The organism is Acinetobacter sp. ANC 3929 (assembly GCF_000369405.1).
Lineage (GTDB): Bacteria > Pseudomonadota > Gammaproteobacteria > Pseudomonadales > Moraxellaceae > Acinetobacter.
The window spans coordinates 192,185-212,060 of the sequence record NZ_KB849999.1 but is presented as its reverse complement, the minus strand read 5'-3'; the positions used below and the strand labels follow the sequence as shown (position 1 = coordinate 212,060).

Here is a 19,876-nt window from a genome sequence, read left to right as displayed (position 1 = left end):
AAAAAGGAACTCAAATGAGCTCCTTTTTTATTACAACCCAAGTTGGGTCTGTATATTTTGCAGATGGGGAACATAGAATTCATGTTCACCCATTTTTACATATTTAAAGACTTTATCGTCATCGGCTTCGCGCTCTTCATCCACAATCTCCGAAATACGCACACGAATCGATTCAGGCATCTCATTACAGACAAGGGCAAATCGCTCAGAAACATCATCCCCTTCAATCACCAATGCAACCCCTTGTTTCTGCTTCGGATCATTCACCGCATAGACAGGAAGTTTGAGATCATGCCATTCGATATGATCTACATTGGTTTGTGTATCCATTGCTGATAGCACAATATTTTGTGGTAACAGCATCGGCACTTTTTGATGGCATTGAATAATATATGCATCAATAAATCCCGTTGAAACCGTGATTAAATGTTGCAACTCTTGCTGGTCAATCTGCCCCAGTGTCGAATTTGCGCTTTTCTTAGCCATTATTTTTCACCTCTTAGCGCACAGCCAGTAAGCTTTCAATATTTTCCAAAAGTGCCTCTTCTTGGAATGGTTTACCCATATATTGGTTTACACCGAGCGATAATGCACGTTCACGATGCTTCTCACCCGTACGTGATGTAATCATAATGATTGGTAGATCTCGGTGTATTTCATGGTGTCGTACCAGATTCGATACTTCAAAGCCATCCATACGCGGCATCTCGATATCCAGCAACATCAGATCTGGCTTAATCGTCTCAAGTTGTTCGATGGCATCAACACCATCTTTCGCAGTCACCACATCATAACCTTGACGTTCTAGCAACCGTGATGTCACCTTACGTACCGTTACCGAGTCATCGACAATCATAATCAGACGACGCTCATCATAACGCTGCTTAGTATAAGTCTCATCCGCTTGTTTACTGCGGGCAGTCGACTGTGCTTGTCGAGCAATGTTTTGACCATCTAGAATCAAACAGACTTGACCATCACCGAGAATCGTTGCACCCGCAATGACCCCAATACTTGAGAACTGTTGACCAACAGGTTTAACCACAATTTGGCCTCGTGAACCAATCAGTTGGTCGACTAGCAAGGCTGTGGTTTGACCTTGCGCACCTTTAATCAACAGCACAGGTAATGAGTGAACTACACCGCTCAAGCGTGGAATTGGCTGCCCTGCAACAAACTCCGACAAATAACGTAAACGATAGCGTTCTTGGTCAATACTGAAGTAGTCTTCTTGACTATCGAAGTACTGCTCTAATGCCATTGGCGAAATACGGACAATACGATCGATCTGTGCCAATGGGAAAGCAAATTGTTGGTCGCCTGCTTTTACCATCAAGGCATCGCTTACTGCCACGGTGGTTGGAACACGAATGGTAAAGGTCGTTCCTTTGCCTAAAGTTGAGTCGACACTAACGTGACCACCCAAGGTTTTAATATCACTTTGCACCACATCCAGACCGACACCACGTCCAGAAATTTGAGTGACTTGTGCTGCGGTACTAAAGCCTGGATGGAAGATAAATTGTAGAATTTCTTCCTGATCCAACTTCTGATCTTTGGTCATCAAACCCGTTTGTAAGGCTTTTTCTTTAATGCGGTTAACATCAATCCCTTTACCATCGTCACTAAAGGTCACGACAACATCCGTGCCTTGACGGCCAATGTTCAGTACGATATGCCCAGTTTCTGGCTTTTGTGCCTGTAAACGTTGCTCACGATCTTCAATGCCGTGGTCAATCGCGTTACGTAACATATGCTCAAATGGTGACACCAAACGCTCAAGAATACTGCGGTCTAATTCACCTTCGGTATTATTGACCACCAACTCTGTTGGACGGTTTAACGTTGAAGCTGTTTGGCGCACGATCCGTTGTAAACGCGGCAATAGGCGTGAGAATGGCACCAGACGGGTCCGCATCAAACTTTCTTGAATTTCAGCTTGGATACGAGACTGCTGTAATAACAAACCTTCGGTATCACGAATCTTTTCAGACAGTGTAGTTTTGAAGTCAACCAAATCTGATGCAGACTCAGCCAAAGACTTGGACAATTGATTCAACGATGAATATTGGTCCATTTCCAATGGGTCAAAGTCTGCATAACGCGAATTCTCACCACCATGGCGCGCAATAATCTGACTTTCTAGCTCACCTTCCATTCGGCGTAACTGATCGGCCAAACGCTTGATCGCCAATTCCATTTCCGTCAAGGTACCGCCTAACTGACCTAAGTCCATCTCGATACGTGAACGGTTGATCGCATTCTCTCCTGACAAATCAATCATCTTCTCGATGACGTCAGCAGAAACACGGATCATTTCATTATTCTGTTCAATGCGTTCTGTAGTTTCCCACTCGCCGAGCATTGACGGTGGCTCAGTACCATCACCCTGAACAAACTCCATTGTATAGTCAGGGGTAAAGATATCTTTCGCAGAAAGCTTCTGTGGCAGTTGTGCAGAAACGTCCACAAACTCCATCTTCTCTAAACTTTGTTTTAAACCATCAAAGTTCGCATATTGGCGTTTAGAGATTGCATCCTCAAGCCATGCAAATGCAGTGTTCAGCAGATTGTCATACACATTCGAGTTGAAATGATGTACACCAAATTGCTCGAAAGCATTTTCTAGGTGGTAGGCAATAATGGCAATTGCATCCATTTCTGCCATACGCGCCCCACCCTTAAGACTGTGGGCATTACGCTGTAACTGCAACAGTAAACTACGGTTACCGCGTTGATCAAACCATTGTTTTAATAAGCCTTGGGCCTGCTCTATTAACTCTTCCGCTTCTTCAAGGAAGGTTTGTTCAACCAGAGAGCGAACATCATCTTCAGCCGATACTGTCTCTGTCTCAACCGTTTGAGTTGCTGTAGTATCTTCCAGCACGTCCTCTTCGACATCAACGCTGTTGACTTGCTCTTCAAGTGCTGTCAACTGTACTTCAATTCCAGCTTCGACCAGTTCAAGAGTTTCCGTTTGAGTCTCGAGTGTCTCAGTTTCAGCCGTTTCCAGTTTGTCTACAGTGTCAAGTACAGGTTCAACAGTAGCTGAAACAACGGCTTGATCTGCCTGTTGAAGTAGCTGCACCACATGGGTTGATGGATAATCTATTTGCTGATCACGAATGGTTTGAATACGATCGGCAATATCATCTTGGACTAAACGAATAATCGCAATCAGTTGTGGCGTTGCCTGAATCTGTTGGTTGATCAGCTTTTCATAAATCGTTTCCAATTCATGTGCAATCAAACCAATATGACGCGCTTGAATCATATTTGAACCACCTTTAAGGGTGTGCAAATAACGCATCAAATTCTTTAAGGCATTGATATTCTGATGATCACCAGTCCATGTATTGAGATCGGCATCAATTCCACCCATCAACTCATCGGCTTCTTCTAAGAAGATATCCAATAAGTCTGGATCAAAGTCTCGGTTTGCATCACTGGATTGTAACTGTTGCTTATCCAGAGCCAACTGAGCAGCGAATGCAGTGACATCAATCGTGGTAGATGATGATGCTTCAAGTTGAACAGGTGCCGCAGAAACAATCGTTTCTGCTTCTATAGTATCGTCTTGAATGGATTCAAACTGATCTTCTACGTCTATGCTTTCAGATTCAGTTTCAGCCAGATTAGCAGCAGGCACTGTTTGGGCTAAGTCAGCTAGAACAGTTAAAGTATGCGTTGATGGATAATCAATTTTTTGATCACGAATGGTCTGAATTCGATCAGCAATATCATCTTGCACTGAACGAATCGTAGCAATCAGTTGTGGTGATGCCTGAATCTGTTGGTTGATCAACTTTTCATAAATGGTTTCTAATTCATGCGCAATCAAACCAATATGACGCGCTTGGATCATATTTGAACCACCTTTTAAGGTGTGCAAATAGCGCATCAAATTTTTCAAGGCATTGATATTTTGATGGTCCGCAGTCCATGTATTCAGATCAGTATCAATCCCACCCAGTAATTCATCAGCTTCCTCAAGGAAGATATCCAATAGATCAGGATCAAAGTCTCGATTCGCATCATCCGACTGTAACTGTTGCTTATCTAAAGCAAATTGAGCGGCTAAATCGGTGCTGGCAATAACAGGCGTAGTTGCCTGTTGTTGAAGTTCAACTGTATTTTTCTCTTCAACGGCCTCAGTCACTTCAACAGCAGGTGTTTCCAGAGACTCAACATTTTGTTGCGTGAATGAACTTAATTCATTCAAAACAAGTTCATGCGCTTTGCTTAAGGTAACACGCTGTCCTGCCGCCAAGGTATCAAACAGTTGGATAAACTGTTGATGGACTTGATGATAAAGCTCAAATGCATAATCAAGATTAAGTAGGCTTGGCTTAAAGAGAATATCTTGATAGCTAGAACGCAACTGACTGGTATATTGATACATGCCAATGGTTGCATGGTGATGGGTATGCTGCAACAAGGTCTCAGTTTGCTGACTGAGTAGCTGAATATATTGAGGAAACTCATGACGTGCACGTTTTTCAAAATCAAACTCGACGTCTAAGAGATCATTAATATTGAGCTCGAGTAACTCAGAAACCAAACCTTGCGGTCGGACAGTCGTCCCATTCTTTTCTTCTAATTGGAAATCGTAGCTATCCCACGCAACATTGAAGGTTGCATAGATTTCATCAAATTTCTGCTGTGTACCCTGCTGTTTCAATGTATGTAAATAATCACGCACGAATTGAGCATAATGCGTGAGTAAGGCGGTTTCATCTGAACTTGAATCCAATTCTTCTTGTAATAATGTTTTAAACAGATTCTCAACTTTTGAGCTGGCCTCAAATACATGATCAACATGTGCCATAGCAGAACTACCACGCAGGGTATGCAATGCTCGAATCAGTGTATTATATTGATCATTACTTGGACGTTCATTCACCAAGAATTGATCAATCGTGGCAAGATGTTCTTCGGCTTCTTCCAAGAAGATGGCCAAAGTTTCCTTCGCAAGTACCTCATCATCCGTATGAACTATTGTATCAGCAGGTAGGGCTTCGATTGCAGGGACGTCAGTTGCTGTTTCTTCAACTGTTTCTGCATCAGTCCATTCAAGACCTGTCAGTACATCGTCATGTGTCAGATCAGTAGCAAGTTTAAATAACTCGGCCAATGCCGGCTCAGGACTTTGCTGTTGTTGTAATTGTTGTCCCAATAAAACCAGTGGTCTGAAATCGATCAGATGACTTTGAACTGCTTTAAAATCATGAATCAGTTTAAAACGGTAAAGATTAAAAACTGCTTGTATATAGCGTTGGATATCGGTATTTAAGGTAATCGTACCTGCAATGACACGATTTAAAGTATCTTCAACCGTCCACGCCAACTCTCCAGACGACTTCGCCCCCACCATTCTTCCAGAGCCTTTCAGCGTATGGAAATGGCGACGAATATCTGTAAGCACATCTTGCTGATGTGGCTGTTCCGTCCATTGAACTAATAATGGTTCTAACTCAACAAAGATTTCATCTAATTCTTCAATAAAAATTTCAAGAATCTCTGCATCTTGTTCAAGATAACTGTCTTCAGGAAGCGTCATCGTTTCAACTAACGTTTTTAATATTTGTTTCATAGCTGCTTCTTTCGTTTTTATCCACCAATCGTGGGTAAAAATTACGTATATCTATCACACAAGATGTAGTTCCATTTCGCCATCACCTTGTTGAGATATCCAACATCTCTAAAATAAATGGAAAGAGAGACACCCCCATCTGCCTTTCCAATTCGGTTTAATCAGGTAACTTAAAGTCAGTTACTGATTCACGTAATGATTCAGCCATATTTGCCAACTCAGAAACTGAGCGCGCTGTATCAAACGTTGCAGTTGTCGTTTGTGAAGTAATTTCCTGCACGACATTCATCGTTGTGGCAATATGACTGGCAGAAGCAGACTGAAGTTTTGCTGCATCCGAAATGCTTGCAATCAGTTTTGCCAAGTCACCCGATACAGTCTGAATTTCATCCAGTGCAATCCCCGCATCTTTTGCCAAGTTCGCACCACGTACAACTTCCGACGTGGTTTGTTCCATTGAAATTACAGCTTCGTTGGTATCTGTTTGAATGGTTTTTACTAAGCTCTCGATCTGTTTGGTTGCTGATGCAGAACGTTCTGCAAGACGTTGTACTTCATCCGCTACGACCGCGAAACCACGACCCGCTTCACCTGCCATCGATGCTTGAATTGCAGCATTTAATGCCAAGATGTTAGTTTGGTCGGCAATATCGTTAATCAACGAGACGATGTTACCAATCTCCTGCGAAGATTCACCCAAACGTTTAATACGTTTTGAAGTCTCTTGAATCTGTTCACGAATGTGATCCATACCTTCAATCGAACGGTTTACCACTTGCGCACCATTGGTTGCAATTTGTACCGAACGTTGTGCTACATCAGCAGACTCAGAAGCGTTGGCAGATACTTGGTCAATCGACAATGCCATTTCGTTCATCGCCGCAGATGCGCCTGCAATTTCTTGCGCCTGATGTTCAGAAGCTTCCGCCAACTGGTTGGTAATGCTTTGCGTATCTTGAGTATAACGTGCAACTTCTTGCGAAGTATCTGTAATTCGAGATACAAGGTCACGTAACTGGTCAATCGCGAAGTTAATCGAGTCGGCAATCGCACCCGTAAAGTCTTCCGATACCGTTGCATATGAACGCAAGTCACCGTCCGCTAAGTCGGCAATCTCATCCAGTAAACGTAAAATCGCGTTCTGGTTACGGTCATATTCATCTTGTAAGCGTGTCACACGCTCTTTATCAGTATTACTACGTAGTGCAAGTAATTGTAGTGCAGAAAATACAAGTAAACCTAAAGCACCAATCAGCACAATACCTGCGATTACGTTACCCCAACCGCCTTCTGCTTTATTCGACAAATCATTCAAGGATGTCAAAAGTGCATCAGACTGAGAGAAAATTTGTGAAGATGCCTGACGTACGCGAACAATCTGGTTGGCGTTTTGCAATACGGTTGCTGCCGCAGATTTCAATACAGCGTCATAATCAGATTTGATGCTATCGACTGATTCACGTAAAGCAGAAGAACTAATACGGTCTACACCAAGCTCAGAGCTACCGTTTAATTGTGCATTCAGATAAACACCAAAGGTATCAATATCGGCACCAAAGTCATTTGCTGACACGCTAGAGTTGTCTGTACCAACCAGCACCGAGTTGATTGAACGCAAAATACGTTCTGCAATGAACACTTGGTTTTTGGTGATAATTACCTGACTACTTGGCATGTTTTCACGAACCATCTGGTCGACCATCAAGTTATATTCCGCCTGAATTTCAGGAATCGTTTCACTGATCGAGATGTTGGTATCGTAAAGTTGGTTAATGACTTTTTGTTGCGATGCAATCAGATCAATATTCTTTGAGACATTGTCCCAAAGCCCACTCACCTTTTTATATTCATCTGAGCCTTTACCATAGACACTTTCAACTGTGTCTAAGTTTTCAGCAAACTGCTTTTCTGACTCAACCAATTTTTTCATTGCTTCTGGCGTACCAGAGGCCGTTGCTTCAGTCGCTTGACGTGAAATCGTTTGCGATAACAAACGCAACTCACCCAAACTACGAGTCAATTGATTCGAACGCGGTACGCTAACGAATAAGTATATTAAGAGGATGACTGCAAGGGCCAACGCAATTAAAGCACGATAGATAATCGGTTTTGATTTCTCAGTTTCACCGAATAAGCGTGAAAACTGGTCAAGCTGTGTTCGAATATTATCTAAGAACACACCGCCTTTTTTCAGCCCTGCACTATCGCCATTGCCGTTCTTTTTTTTAAGTTTAAAGCCCATATCAGCTTCTCCCCAAATACGCGTTTATCTTCCGTAGCGTATTAAATTAGTTTATAAATTTTATTGATGCATTCATGTACTGAGGATTGTTTAACAAACGACTCAATAAAAATACATGCCATTGTTGATTATGTTGATGGAAATGACCTTGGCAATAATCTTTCAATTTATTGTCCAACTCATTATTTTGGGAGAAAAAACTCTTCTTATTAAAGTGCTGAATTCCCAAAACCTGATCAACGACCAACCCCACATAATGGTCCTGATGGCTAATACAAATAACTTTTTGCGTCGGGGAAAACTGACTTCGTTGCCCTGAAATAAAATGTGTTAAATCAGAAACCGAAAGTAGTCGTCCACGAATATTGGCCAAACCACGTACCCACGCCTGAGTATTTGGTACAGGTGTATATTTCGGAGGATAAATGACCTCTGAAATTTCCCCTAAAGGCGCAACAAAATATTGCCCCAACATCTCAAATGCAATACCAGACCAACGGCTGACTTCATTTTGAGTTGCAGTGTATTGCTTGTTACCTCGCTTGGATAAGCGAAGCAATTCGATAAATCCATTTGCTGCCATACCCTATCCCGTATTGAGAAGGCTCATCTTGAGCAAAAAATTAACTTAATAATTGTTTAATGACATCGATCAACTGCTGTTCATCAATCGGCTTGGTCAAATAATCACAAGCCCCTTGACGCTTGCCCCATACACGATCTGTAGCCTGATCTTTTGTACTAACGATCACAACAGGAATATGCTGTGTGTCTTTGCCTTTACTGATTTGGCGTGTCGCCTGAAAACCATTCATCCCTGGCATGACTACATCCATCAGCACCAAGTCAGGAAGTTCTGCCTGCGCCATGGTCACCCCATCAGCACCATTGGTCGCTTCTATAACGTCATAACCGTGCTTCGTCAAAATTTCTCTAAAGCGAAATGTTTCAGTAGGTGAATCATCTACAATAAGTATACGAGCCATTTTTTCCTCAATCTTTAATTTTATGCGCTAACGTGGTTGCGAATCGCATTTAACAGCTCATCTTTGCTAAATGGCTTGGTTAAATATTCATCCGACCCCACAACACGCCCTTTAGCCTGATCAAACAAACCGTCTTTGCTTGATAACATAATCACTGGAATATTTTGATAATTTAGAGAATTTTTAATTAATGCACAGGTTTGATAACCGTCTAAACGAGGCATCATGATGTCTACAAAAACGATATCTGGATTGGCTTCTGCGATTTTTGATAATGCTTCAAAGCCATCAACAGCAGTAATGACCTCACAACCTTCACGTTGCAACAAGGTCTCAGCTGTACGGCGAATCGTTTTTGAATCGTCAATCACCATCACCTTTAAATTTTGAAATTTATCTTCCATTTATTGTCCTGCCCCAATACTCAATACAAATTATGGTTGGTTTAATTTGTTTTATACAGATTAGTTGATATTTTTAACATATCTTTACTTGCATTATCAATGAAGTTTTTTGAACCAATCTATCAGTTTCTCTAAACAATCCTAAACAGTTCACACTTTTAATTAAATTCCTATTTTTTTTGCTGGATAACTATTTTTAAATGTATAAATTAGCACTAATATACAACTGATTATTATTTAAAAATAAGTGATTTAATTAACTTTTTTACGGGGAATGTAATGACTGGTTCGTTAAAGTGCGGTTTCCGCATTCGTCACTTTACAACGCTTACTCGTACTTACATTTGTTGTTTTTTCCTTTTGCTATTTATGAGCAGTTCATCTTTTGCAACGACTGAACAGTCTAAAGCTGTTTGGTATCGTTATTATGACAAAAACAAAGTTGCCAATGTCAGCACCTCAGTCACACCAGAACATATCCGCTATGGTTATGAAGCACTTGATCGTAATATGCAAGTGATCAAACGTAATCGGCCGTATAATGCTACCGTCGATGCTCAGCAATCCTCTCAACGAGAATCGGTTGCTCGTCGCCGTGAACAGGATCTGAAACTAAAACGTGCCTATGGCAGTCCGCAAATTGCAGCAGCGAAACGAGATCAGATTTTAGCAAACTTAAAAAAACAGCTGAACTATCAACAAGAACAATTGCAACAATTACAGAAGGACAAAATTGGTTTTAAACGCCAAGAAATGGAATATCACCGTAAAGGCGAAATGCTGCCCGCACAGCTTAAAAGTAATCTGGAAAATAACGCTCAAAATATTGAAAATGTAAAAAAAACCGTTGAAAGCTTACGCAATGCCTATCACAAGACCGAAGTAGAATATAGCGACATTATTAATCGTTTAAATGCGCTGGGTTCAACTTAAGCTATCGATATTCAATAAATTGCTTTCCCATCTCGACATTAATCTTTAACCAATTCCAATATTTACAGTCTTTGCGGTACTTTATACTGCGCGAAATTGAATGATTCATGTCATAATGCCAATTGCTCAAAACTGAGCCCATTATTTTGCTCATTTTATAGCACTTTTTAAATAACACTTAACTTTAGGACAGTTTCCATGCGCGCAAGCCGCTTTTTATTTGCAACGTTAAGAGAAACCCCAAATGATGCTGAGGTCATTTCACACCAGCTCATGTTACGTGCGGGGATGATTCGTAAACTCGCTTCTGGCTTATACTCTTGGTTGCCCATGGGAACGCGCGTTTTAAAGAAAGTGGATGCCATTGTTCGCGAAGAAATGAACCGTTCTGGCGCATTAGAAGTGTTCATGCCTGTTACACAACCTGCTGCGCTTTGGGAAGAATCTGGTCGTTTCGAACAATATGGCCCAGAGTTATTACGTTTTAAAGATCGTCATGACAATCCATTCGTGTTGGGCCCAACACATGAAGAAGTCATTACCGACCTCGCGCGTAATGAGCTAAAAAGCTATAAGCAACTGCCATTGAATTTCTATCAAATTCAAACCAAATTCCGTGATGAAATTCGTCCACGTTTTGGTGTCATGCGCTCGCGTGAATTTATCATGAAAGATGCTTATTCTTTCCATGCTGACCAAGCCTCATTACAAGAAACCTATGATGTCATGTATGACACCTATAGCCGTATCTTTACACGCTTAGGCTTGGATTTCCGTCCAGTACAAGCAGATACAGGTTCAATTGGTGGCTCTGCATCGCACGAATTCCATGTACTTGCATCAAGTGGTGAAGATGACATCGCTTTCTCGACAGAATCTGACTTTGCCGCAAACGTTGAAATGGCAGAAGCGCTTTTAGTCGGTGAGCGTGCTGCTGCAACTCAAGCATTGACCTTGGTGGATACACCAAACCAGAAAACCATTGCTGATGTGTGCCAGTTCTTAAATGCTGATGCGAAACAGTCTGTTAAAGCATTATTAGTACAAGGTCCAACCGATGATAAAGGCAATACACCAGTTGTTGCATTGTTTCTCCGTGGTGATCATGAACTGAATGATATTAAAGCTGAAAAGCATCCACTGATTGCATCACCGTTAACGTTCGCAACTGAAGAGCAATTACAGCAACATGGCTTAACTGCAGGTTTCTGTGGTCCTCAAGGCTTGGTTGAAAAAGGCTTAACTGTGATTGTAGATCGTGCTGCATCGGTCTTATCTGACTTTGTGGCGGGTGCCAACGAAGTCGACAAGCATGCAATCGGTGTCAATTGGGATCGTGATGCGAAATTTACAGAAATCTTCGACCTTCGTAATGTGGTTGAAGGCGATCCATCTCCAGATGGTAAAGGGACGATTTTAATCAAACGTGGTATTGAAGTCGGTCATATTTTCCAACTGGGTACAAAGTATTCTGAAGCTTTAGGCTGTAAAGTTTTAGGTGAAGATGGCAAACCATTTACCGTCACCATGGGTTGCTATGGTATCGGGGTTACGCGTGTGGTTGCAGCAGCAATCGAACAAAACTTTGATGACAAAGGCATTATCTGGCCACAAGCGATTGCTCCTTTTGAAGTTGCAATTGTGCCAATGAATGCGCATAAATCACCACGTACGCTTGAAGCGGCTGAAGCACTCTATGCTGAATTACAAGCACAAGGTTATGACGTATTGCTCGATGATCGTAATGAGCGTCCAGGTGTGAAATTCTCTGATCTTGAGTTGATGGGTATTCCTCATCGTATTGTGATTGGTGAGAAAGGTTTGGATGCGGGTACTTTTGAATACAAAGGCCGTCGTGATGCTGAAGCCAGCAACTTGAATAAAGAAGAACTATTAGCCAAATTTATTCGCTAATTGAAATTCTGAATCTAAAAAAGCCGTTTCAATGAAACGGCTTTTTTATTTGAAGACTAAACAGTGAGGTCTTTAATGGTTTCCGATGGTCCATTCTTTTTCACAGACTCAATCCCCTTCTCACGTGACTGCTCACTCGAGTATAACTGACTGTTACCAATCACCTGATGGTTTGCAGCTTTTAAATTAAAATACGGCTTCTCATTTTTAGATGTTAATCGTTCATAACGGCCATCATCTGGACTATTTTTTTGTACTGATGCAATCCCGTTCAATGCAGCTGCTTTGGTTTTATATAATTCACTTGTTAAAACAGTCTCACTGTTTCCTGCTTTTAATACGAAGCGATATTGCCCATCACTCGCCTGACTCACTTCAAACCATCCTGACATAAAGACCTCTATTTTTGGAGTTACTATTGATTGTTATCTCATCCAATATAGATCAGCAATTGCCGTTTAAGAAGATTAAATTTTGTTCATTTTTGGTAATTTATGTAATGAATAAAAAGGAGCATTTTCATGCTCCCAAATAAAAATAAACTAAACTTTTTTCACAAATTCAGATTTTAATTTCATTGCACCCACACCATCAATTTTACAATCAATGTTATGGCCATCACTTGCATCTGGTACCAAACGAATACTCTTCACCTTCGTTCCGACTTTAACCACAGATGAAGAGCCTTTAATTTTTAAATCTTTAACAACCGTAACGCTATCTCCATCAGCCAAAACGTTACCATTGGCATCTTTAATGATGTCTTGTAATTCTGAAGCTGCTGCTTCCCCTTCCTTCCATTCATGTGAACATTCAGGACAAATCAATAAGTCGCCATCTTGGTAAGTATATTCTGATTGGCATTGTGGGCAATGTGGAAAAGACATAAAAGAAACTCAAAACGACTATTATGATGGATAGATGCAGTTTTTCAAAATTTTAGGTTTGAATCGCTTTGCCAAGTAAATAATTTTTAAGTACCAAAGCATGATTAAGTTGTGGATCTTTGGCGGCATAAATCAGCGTCAATTGCTGTTGCTGTGCCATTTCTCGGAGCTGCTGCACAGAAGGATTCTCTTTAAGCTCTTGATAATATCCCTCCTGAAAACTCAGCCAATGCTCAGCCTTGTGACAAAAAGCTTGTCGTAGTTCTGTCGATGGTGCAATTTCCTTCACCCATAGATTTAAATGCGCGCGCGCTTTAGACATTCCCCTTGGCCACAAACGATCAACCAATACACGTTGCCCGTCACTTGGCTCTACAGGATCATAAATACGTTTAATCTCAACTTGCACGCGATTCTCCTACAGCTTCTCCGTTCAACTTTCCATTGATATATCGATCACTTGCCCTTTAGCATCGAAACTCACGCAAATCACATAGTTAGTAATGTCATCTGGCAAGGTAAAATCCAACATGTTATGACAGTCTATGTCCTCATCTTCCCATTGGTGAGCAAGCACCAAAAATTCTAGCACCTGCATAGGTGTTGGTGTTGACGTTGCAAAGTGTTTTTTCCAATACGCTGGCTCCACTTCTTCCAAATGGTGTTGAATAAACAATTCCACACTATCTTCGGCTTGTTGGTTTTCCAAAGCTTCACGCATGGCAATACGTGCAAGTTGTTCACGGCGTTCAACAATCGCTTGTTCTGACATAGCATCCCCCGATGTAATCATCATAAACTCTGTAGTTAAGATTAAGTTGTTTGCATTATTGATCTGGTATTTGTGCTTGTACCAACAAGCCTAATAAATAAAGTGATTCTTGCCAACCGAGATAACAGGCCTCAATAGGAATCACATCAGGGATTCCCGCTTGCGTAATCTGTATTTCTGTACCGACCAATACTTGCTTCAATTGAATTGTGACTTGAATGTCACCTGGTAAATTCGGATCGTCAAAGCGATCGGTATAACGCAGAAGTTCGTTGGGTACCAGCTCAACATAGGTGCCACCAAAGGAATGTGAACTCCCTGTTGAGAAATTGGTAAATGACATTTTATAAGTCCCACCCTGTTGTGGGTCTAAATGATGCACTTTTGCGGTAAATCCATGCGGTGGCAACCATTTAACCAAGGCATCAGGATCAAGAAATGCCTGATAAACCCGTGCAGGTGGCGCATTAAATACACGATGTAATTGAACTGTACCTGTCATTCTTATTCTCCAATATCTCTATTATTCTGTTGGATCGATTCATCATAGCGATTTATTGTACAAATGCTATGCCTTCAATCGCCCATTTGAGCACGAATATCGAGAATCTCAAGCTGCTTTTTTGTGAAAAATGGCGCAAAATAACAGTCCATATTTTAGTGTTCAGAACGCAGATTTAGGATTGATCTATGAGTCAGCTTGCTTTTACTGCTTTTAGTTTAAATGGTGTCGATGCACAAAAATTTTTGCAAGGTCAAGTGACTGTTCATGTAGAACGCTTGCCTGAGAATGAAAGTCGCTATACTGCTATTTGTGATTTAAAAGGACGTATTCATTTTGGTTTATGGCTTAAAAGATTAAATCCAGAAAGCTTTGAGCTTGTAGCCACTCAAGATCAAGCTGAAGAATTGTCTAAACACATCAAAAAGTTTGGTGCTTTTTCTAAAATGAAGTTAGAAGAAGTTGGAACAGTTTATCCAACTGTTATCGGTACGCAAACCGAGTTCTCTGCAACAGCTACAGATATCACAACTTGGCAAATTCAAGCAATCCAATCTGGACAAGCTTGGATCAGCCAAACCACGGAGCATTTGTTTCAACCTCAAGAATTACGTTTACATCAACGTGATGGCGTGCATTTTGATAAAGGCTGTTACCTTGGTCAAGAAATCGTGGCACGTCTTTGGTTCAAAGCAAAGCCAAAACACTGGTTGCATTTAATTCAAGCCAAAGATGCAGTACCAGCGCCTGCAACGCAACTTAGTAAAGACATCGAAGTAGTGAATAGTATTGCTTTTGAAGAAGGCTATTTGGCTTTGGTCATTGCTAAACCAGCTGCACTGGAAGAACTTGGTGTGACGGTGTTAGAACTCCCAGAACCACTCAATGGCGATGTGGCGCGACCAAGCTAAATACTTGTAAAAGTTAGGCTTTGATTTTATATTAAAAACTCATGTGTTATCGCGGCTGCTGAACCTGATCAACTCATGAGTTTTTTTAATATGGATGATTGATCACAACAACGTCATCGAGCATGGCGGAGTAAGCAAAAATTTCTATTTCGTGGTCGAGACTGCAGGCATACATCTCTGTGTTGGAAGTCCCCTAAACAATGGAAATATCTGTATACGCGACAAGACAAACTTGCACGTGCCAGACAATTAGGAATCGAATATCCTCGAATTTCTAACGCAAGATATTTACGTGAAGCCCAGTTCAATTCTTGGATTTAAAATACTGAACACACTTTTCATTTGTAGCCGCAATCAATGGCGCAGTCCAACTGCCGAACGTATTTTCGCTCAAGGGTATGGTCTACATACTCGTTCAGCAGGAACCAGTCGTCATGCTCAACATACAATTTCATTCAAAGATATTGCTTGGGCCGAGCAAATTTTTGTGATGGAATCACGACATAAACAACAGATCAAAGAAAAATTTTCAAAACAATTGCTGCATAAAAAAGTGTTTGTCCTCGACATCCCTGATGACTATCAATACATGGATCCTGAACTGATCGAATTGCTGCACTTGGCAATGCAGCCTTATTTGAAATAAAGTTTGCTCTAGATTCTTGTCGAAAACAAAAATGAACGTTATTGTTCAATGATTCTCATCAACCTAAATGCACAATGAAAATAATGATCAAGACCTGGTTATCTGTACTCAGCTTGAGTCTGCTCAGCGTACAAAGCCTACATGCCGATAGCAAAACACTGGAACGAAACTTCAAACAGAATTATCCAGATATTCCAGTCAAATCCGTCAGCTCCTCTCCTTTACCTGGTATTTATGAAGTCTATGCCGCGGGTAAAATTATCTATACAGATGAAACAGCCAAATACCTGTTTTTTGGCAATCTCCTTGATGTCAAAAACAAGAAAAATCTAACCGAAGAGCGTTTGGCTGAATTTGGTAAAATTGATGTCAAACAACTGCCACTCGATCAGGCAATTAAATATGTAAAAGGCAATGGAGCACGTACCCTCTACGTCTTTAGTGACCCTGATTGTCCTTATTGCCAAAAGCTCGAGCAGCACATGACTTCGGTTGATAATGTCACCGTGTATCTGTTCTTGTTCCCGCTTAAGAAATTACACCCACAAGCTGAAGCAGTTGCCAATAAAATTTGGTGCTCGAAAAATCAGTATGAAGCTTGGGAAGATTATATGTTGCACCGCAAAGCACCTGAAAATGCGGCACAGTGTGAGACTCCTATACAGAAGAATCTCGCCCTAGGTCAAAAATTACAGATCGATGGCACACCAACCTTATTCTTGCAAAATGGTGTGCGCCTCTCTGGCAGTCCACAAAATGCTGAACAAATTGAGCAGCTCTTACAAGAAGCCAGTCGCTAGAAATATAGATCAAATATAAAGGCTTGTTGACCATTTTGCCACAAATGACTCGCAAGCCCTTCTTTTAAATTTCAATATTATTCAATTGATTTTTAAAAGTTTTAATAAAAATAAAGATTCCCCGCCCCGTCTTGCTTCGTCACGATTTATACAAAATCCTTATTTACATTTTACGGTAAGCTTTTATGATGGGAACAGCATATTGAGTTCTGCTATGCAAAGGATGAAAGCAGATCAACGTGAAAGGAAAAGAAAGATGAAAAAATTGCTCATTGCGAGTTTAATCACTATTGCAAGCCATGCAGCATTCGCCGCAGACAGTAAAACCCCAACCACTAAAGTAGATCCACTGTTTACCAAAGCAACTCAACTCTATGAAGCAAAGGACTATCCTGCTGCTTTTCAAGAAATGCAACGTTTGGCCAATACAGGCAACAAGCAAGCCATCTATAACCTCGGTTATATGACTCAAGCTGGGCAAGGCACTACACGTGACGAAAAAAAAGCGCTGCAATATTATCAAGATGCTTCTAATAAAGGCTATGGACCAGCAAGTTATAGCTTGGCTCAAGCCTATCATAAAGGCACATTAGGTCTTGCCAAAGACCCACAAAAATATAAACAGTATTTAGAAAAAGCATCTGTTCAAGGCTCAGATGAAGCAACCGTTGAATTTGCTGATTTACTATTCAGACAAGGAAAACCTGAATATGACCAATTGGCTATTCAAAAGCTTTTACCGTTACTTCGTAAAGATTACTATCCTGCCAAAAACTTAAAAGCTGTTTATGATCTTGGGATTGGAGTGAAGAATAAAAATCCATTCATGCAACAGCAAGCCATTGAAAGTTTAAAGGATTTGGCTAAAAAAGACTATGCGCCTTCTCTCGTGATTCTTGGTAATATGCTGGCCAATGGAACAATTATCGATCAGGACCTAGAGCAGGCGAAAAATATTTTTTCTCGCTTGGCTAAAGTAAATTATCCAAATGCACAAGAATCATTAGCCAAAGTTGAGGAAGCAATCGCTGCAAAAAAAGCCGCACCAGCTCCAACACCGAAGAAATAAACCAGTAAACAGCAGCTCAATATTAAGCTGCTGTTTTTCTTTTTCTAGAATTGCTTGCTGACTTTAATTCCAGCACTCCAATTACGCCCATCGGCAGGCTCAAAGAATCGGCTGTTGCTATCATTTACAATAACAGAACCGGCATAGTTTTTATCAAAAAGGTTATCTACACGCGCAAAGCCATTAATCCCCCAATCTGCATATTTCCATGCATAGCCTGTATAAGCTGAGGCAATCGTATAACTTTCAGCTGCATCACTATTGATATCATCAACATAGACCTTATCCATGTATTGAGTATCAAGTCCTGCATAGAAACCCTGCTCTGGTTTCCAAGCCAATCCAATAAAGGCTTGATTCTTGGCAATACCAGGAATCGCATTGCCCTTTTCAACGGCCTTTACAGCACCAATTGCTGGAATAGCAGCATCAAATTTGGCATCCAAATAACCATAACTGGCATTCATTTCCAAGTCTTTCCAAAGCTTTTTATTCCATGCGAATTCAGCACCTTGACGTGTTGTTTTATCCGCATTCCTAAACGTTGAACGACCATCAGAAGTACCTGCTGAAACAATATCATTCTGAGTCTTGCTCTGAAAAACAGCCAAAGTGAAATCACCAAATGGGTTTTGCGACTTCACACCCACTTCATAGTTATCACTTGTAGAGGGTTTTAGATCGAAGTTAAACCCAGACTTTTTAGGATCGGCTTGATAAGCCATTTCCGTGAAAGTCGGTGTTTCAAAACCTTTGGCATAGCTGGCATAGGCCAATAACTCAGGTGCAATTTGCCAACTTAAAGCGGCTGAAGGCAAGACCTTATTGTAATCCGTTTTATCACTATCATTCCCGTTACTTAAATAGTGATCCTTAGATTTATAATGTACATTGCTATAACGTACCCCCGTATCTATACGCCAAGCTGGTAAGAATTGCCACGACGCTTGTAAATAGGGATCAACATTCCACAAAGTATTGTCTTCATCACGACGCAATGTACCTTTTACCCCATAAGATGGCTGACCATTTTGTAGATTAAAGTTTTCATAACCTTTACGGTCTTCATCCATGCTATCCACAGCAAGCCCTGCGCTGAAGGTTGTATTCGGTAACAGTTCTTTACCTGTCCAGCGGAAATCAGCACCATAATAATTACGTTCAAAATCAATCACACCACCAGCATGATTAGGATTTTTTTGTGCAGATTGAGGTATTGATTGGTATTGAGTCACCTGACGATTGCCAAAATAAGCCATGGCATACAGCTCATGCTGATCACTAATTGGTTTAGACCAAGTCACACCCGTTTGCGTTTGTTCAATATCTTTACGAACATTGTAGATATTCTTCGCATCATTCACCTGACGTGGATTTTGCTGCCATTGGGTTCTATTTAAGCCTTGGGGATCATCGGCATGAATCTTGACATAGTTGGTGATCCAATTAATTTTACTGCCGTCATCCAAGTTCCACGTCAGTTTCGCATTGTTTAAGACTTTTTCTGCACTGCTATGATCACGATAGCCATCGGTATCAAAATACGAGGAACTAATGATATAGCTCGGTTCATTTTGATTTTTTGCACCACCCTGTAACACCAGACCTGCACGATTTTTGTTATGGCTGCCACCCGCATAACTCATCTCAATTGAATCTTTGCCTTGCCCCTCTCTGGTTGTTGCGAGAATCGCACCACCTGATGAGTTGCCATACAACGAAGAAAATGGGCCTGTTAGTACTTCAAGATGGCTTAAGCTACTTAAATCAATATTGGAGGTTTGGCCCTGACCATCTGGCATCGTGGCTGGAATACCATCGTTATACAAGCGGATCCCACGCACACCAAAGGTAGAACGCGCACCAAAACCACGCATCGAGAGCTGCAAGTCTTGAGCATAGTTTTCACGATTGCGTAATTGCACACTTGGAATACCTTTCACCACTTCAGTTAAATTGACCTGCGTAGATTGAGCATTTTGAGGTATATCAACCCTAAAAATTGATGCAGGTGTTTCCATATAAGTGGTATCGGTACGTGTTGCTTCAACTTTAATCGTTGGAAGCTGTATGGCTGGTTCTGCATTAGGTGCAGCAGCCCAAACAAGGGAGTTGCTTAACCCCATACACATTGCAACACAACCGTATAAAAGGTTAATTTTCGGTGAAGGCATGAAGATTCCTTATTTCTCAAAATTTCAAAGAAAGGCTTTTTAA

18 protein-coding genes and 1 pseudogene are annotated in these 19,876 nt (G+C 41.0%); 7 read left to right on the top strand and 12 right to left on the bottom strand.

Features of this window, described 5'->3' with window-relative positions; translation table 11 throughout:
- Positions 1 to 30: 30 nt before the first annotated feature.
- The 6 genes from F909_RS11660 to pilG all read right to left on the bottom strand — a co-directional run bounded on the left by F909_RS11660 (position 31) and on the right by pilG (position 9,225).
- The gene (locus tag F909_RS11660) at positions 31 to 486 is read right to left on the bottom strand and encodes a hypothetical protein (protein WP_005150080.1); all 456 of its coding nucleotides are present in this window, start codon (positions 484 to 486) and stop codon (positions 31 to 33) included.
- 13 nt (positions 487 to 499) lie between these two features.
- On the bottom strand, positions 500 to 5,593 hold the full coding sequence (locus F909_RS11665) for an Hpt domain-containing protein (RefSeq protein WP_005150077.1): 5,094 nt from the start codon (positions 5,591 to 5,593) through the stop codon (positions 500 to 502).
- Positions 5,594 to 5,750: 157 nt separating this feature from the next.
- Positions 5,751 to 7,835, bottom strand: coding sequence for a methyl-accepting chemotaxis protein (locus F909_RS11670; protein WP_005150074.1), 2,085 nt, complete (start codon positions 7,833 to 7,835; stop codon positions 5,751 to 5,753).
- 46 nt (positions 7,836 to 7,881) lie between these two features.
- Complete coding sequence (locus tag F909_RS11675) at positions 7,882 to 8,418, bottom strand: chemotaxis protein CheW (protein WP_005150072.1); 537 nt, start codon at positions 8,416 to 8,418, stop codon at positions 7,882 to 7,884.
- Between the two features lie 40 nt (positions 8,419 to 8,458).
- Entirely contained in the window at positions 8,459 to 8,821 is a 363-nt protein-coding gene (locus F909_RS11680) for a response regulator (RefSeq protein WP_004652355.1), read from the bottom strand.
- 20 nt (positions 8,822 to 8,841) lie between these two features.
- Positions 8,842 to 9,225 (bottom strand): twitching motility response regulator PilG, encoded by a 384-nt coding sequence (gene pilG, locus F909_RS11685; protein WP_004652356.1) that lies wholly within the window; start codon positions 9,223 to 9,225, stop codon positions 8,842 to 8,844.
- Between the two features lie 279 nt (positions 9,226 to 9,504).
- Between pilG and F909_RS11690 the strand changes: the two genes are divergently transcribed.
- Positions 9,505 to 10,158 (top strand): hypothetical protein, encoded by a 654-nt coding sequence (locus F909_RS11690; RefSeq protein WP_005150070.1) that lies wholly within the window; start codon positions 9,505 to 9,507, stop codon positions 10,156 to 10,158.
- 198 nt (positions 10,159 to 10,356) lie between these two features.
- Entirely contained in the window at positions 10,357 to 12,072 is a 1,716-nt protein-coding gene (locus tag F909_RS11695) for a proline--tRNA ligase (protein ID WP_005150069.1), read from the top strand.
- Positions 12,073 to 12,128: 56 nt separating this feature from the next.
- Here the strand turns inward: F909_RS11695 and F909_RS11700 are convergent, their stop codons facing one another.
- The 5 genes from F909_RS11700 to F909_RS11720 all read right to left on the bottom strand — a co-directional run bounded on the left by F909_RS11700 (position 12,129) and on the right by F909_RS11720 (position 14,239).
- A complete protein-coding gene (locus F909_RS11700; RefSeq protein ID WP_005150067.1) occupies positions 12,129 to 12,464 on the bottom strand; it encodes a YegP family protein in 336 nt (111 codons plus the stop codon).
- A 150-nt stretch (positions 12,465 to 12,614) separates the two neighbouring features.
- A complete protein-coding gene (locus F909_RS11705) occupies positions 12,615 to 12,959 on the bottom strand; it encodes a zinc ribbon domain-containing protein YjdM (RefSeq protein ID WP_005150064.1) in 345 nt (114 codons plus the stop codon).
- Positions 12,960 to 13,011: 52 nt separating this feature from the next.
- Positions 13,012 to 13,368 (bottom strand): DUF488 domain-containing protein, encoded by a 357-nt coding sequence (locus tag F909_RS11710; RefSeq protein ID WP_005150062.1) that lies wholly within the window; start codon positions 13,366 to 13,368, stop codon positions 13,012 to 13,014.
- A gap of 24 nt (positions 13,369 to 13,392) precedes the next feature.
- A complete protein-coding gene (locus F909_RS11715) occupies positions 13,393 to 13,755 on the bottom strand; it encodes a DUF2004 domain-containing protein (RefSeq protein WP_032877847.1) in 363 nt (120 codons plus the stop codon).
- 31 nt (positions 13,756 to 13,786) lie between these two features.
- Positions 13,787 to 14,239, bottom strand: a complete 453-nt coding sequence (locus tag F909_RS11720) for an SRPBCC family protein (RefSeq protein WP_171067296.1) — start codon at positions 14,237 to 14,239, stop codon at positions 13,787 to 13,789.
- A gap of 182 nt (positions 14,240 to 14,421) precedes the next feature.
- On the opposite strand from F909_RS11720, the gene F909_RS11725 reads away from it, so the two are divergent.
- The 5 genes and pseudogenes from F909_RS11725 to F909_RS11740 all read left to right on the top strand — a co-directional run bounded on the left by F909_RS11725 (position 14,422) and on the right by F909_RS11740 (position 17,659).
- Complete coding sequence (locus tag F909_RS11725; RefSeq protein WP_005150053.1) at positions 14,422 to 15,144, top strand: CAF17-like 4Fe-4S cluster assembly/insertion protein YgfZ; 723 nt, start codon at positions 14,422 to 14,424, stop codon at positions 15,142 to 15,144.
- Between the two features lie 102 nt (positions 15,145 to 15,246).
- A pseudogene (locus F909_RS21515) lies at positions 15,247 to 15,465 on the top strand (hypothetical protein); the annotation flags it as partial.
- Positions 15,437 to 15,790, top strand: coding sequence for a low molecular weight protein tyrosine phosphatase family protein (locus F909_RS11730; protein ID WP_005150052.1), 354 nt, complete (start codon positions 15,437 to 15,439; stop codon positions 15,788 to 15,790). The pseudogene F909_RS21515 and the gene F909_RS11730, both read left to right, overlap by 29 nt.
- Before the next feature lie 74 nt (positions 15,791 to 15,864).
- Positions 15,865 to 16,590 carry a DsbC family protein gene (locus tag F909_RS11735; protein WP_081401911.1) on the top strand — a complete coding sequence of 242 codons (726 nt, stop codon included), beginning with the start codon at positions 15,865 to 15,867 and terminating at the stop codon, positions 16,588 to 16,590.
- Positions 16,591 to 16,846: 256 nt separating this feature from the next.
- Positions 16,847 to 17,659 carry a tetratricopeptide repeat protein gene (locus tag F909_RS11740; RefSeq protein WP_005150047.1) on the top strand — a complete coding sequence of 271 codons (813 nt, stop codon included), beginning with the start codon at positions 16,847 to 16,849 and terminating at the stop codon, positions 17,657 to 17,659.
- A gap of 44 nt (positions 17,660 to 17,703) precedes the next feature.
- Here the strand turns inward: F909_RS11740 and F909_RS11745 are convergent, their stop codons facing one another.
- Positions 17,704 to 19,833: a TonB-dependent receptor gene (locus F909_RS11745; RefSeq protein ID WP_005150044.1), complete on the bottom strand. Its 2,130-nt coding sequence runs from the start codon at positions 19,831 to 19,833 to the stop codon at positions 17,704 to 17,706.
- Positions 19,834 to 19,876 lie beyond the last annotated feature (43 nt).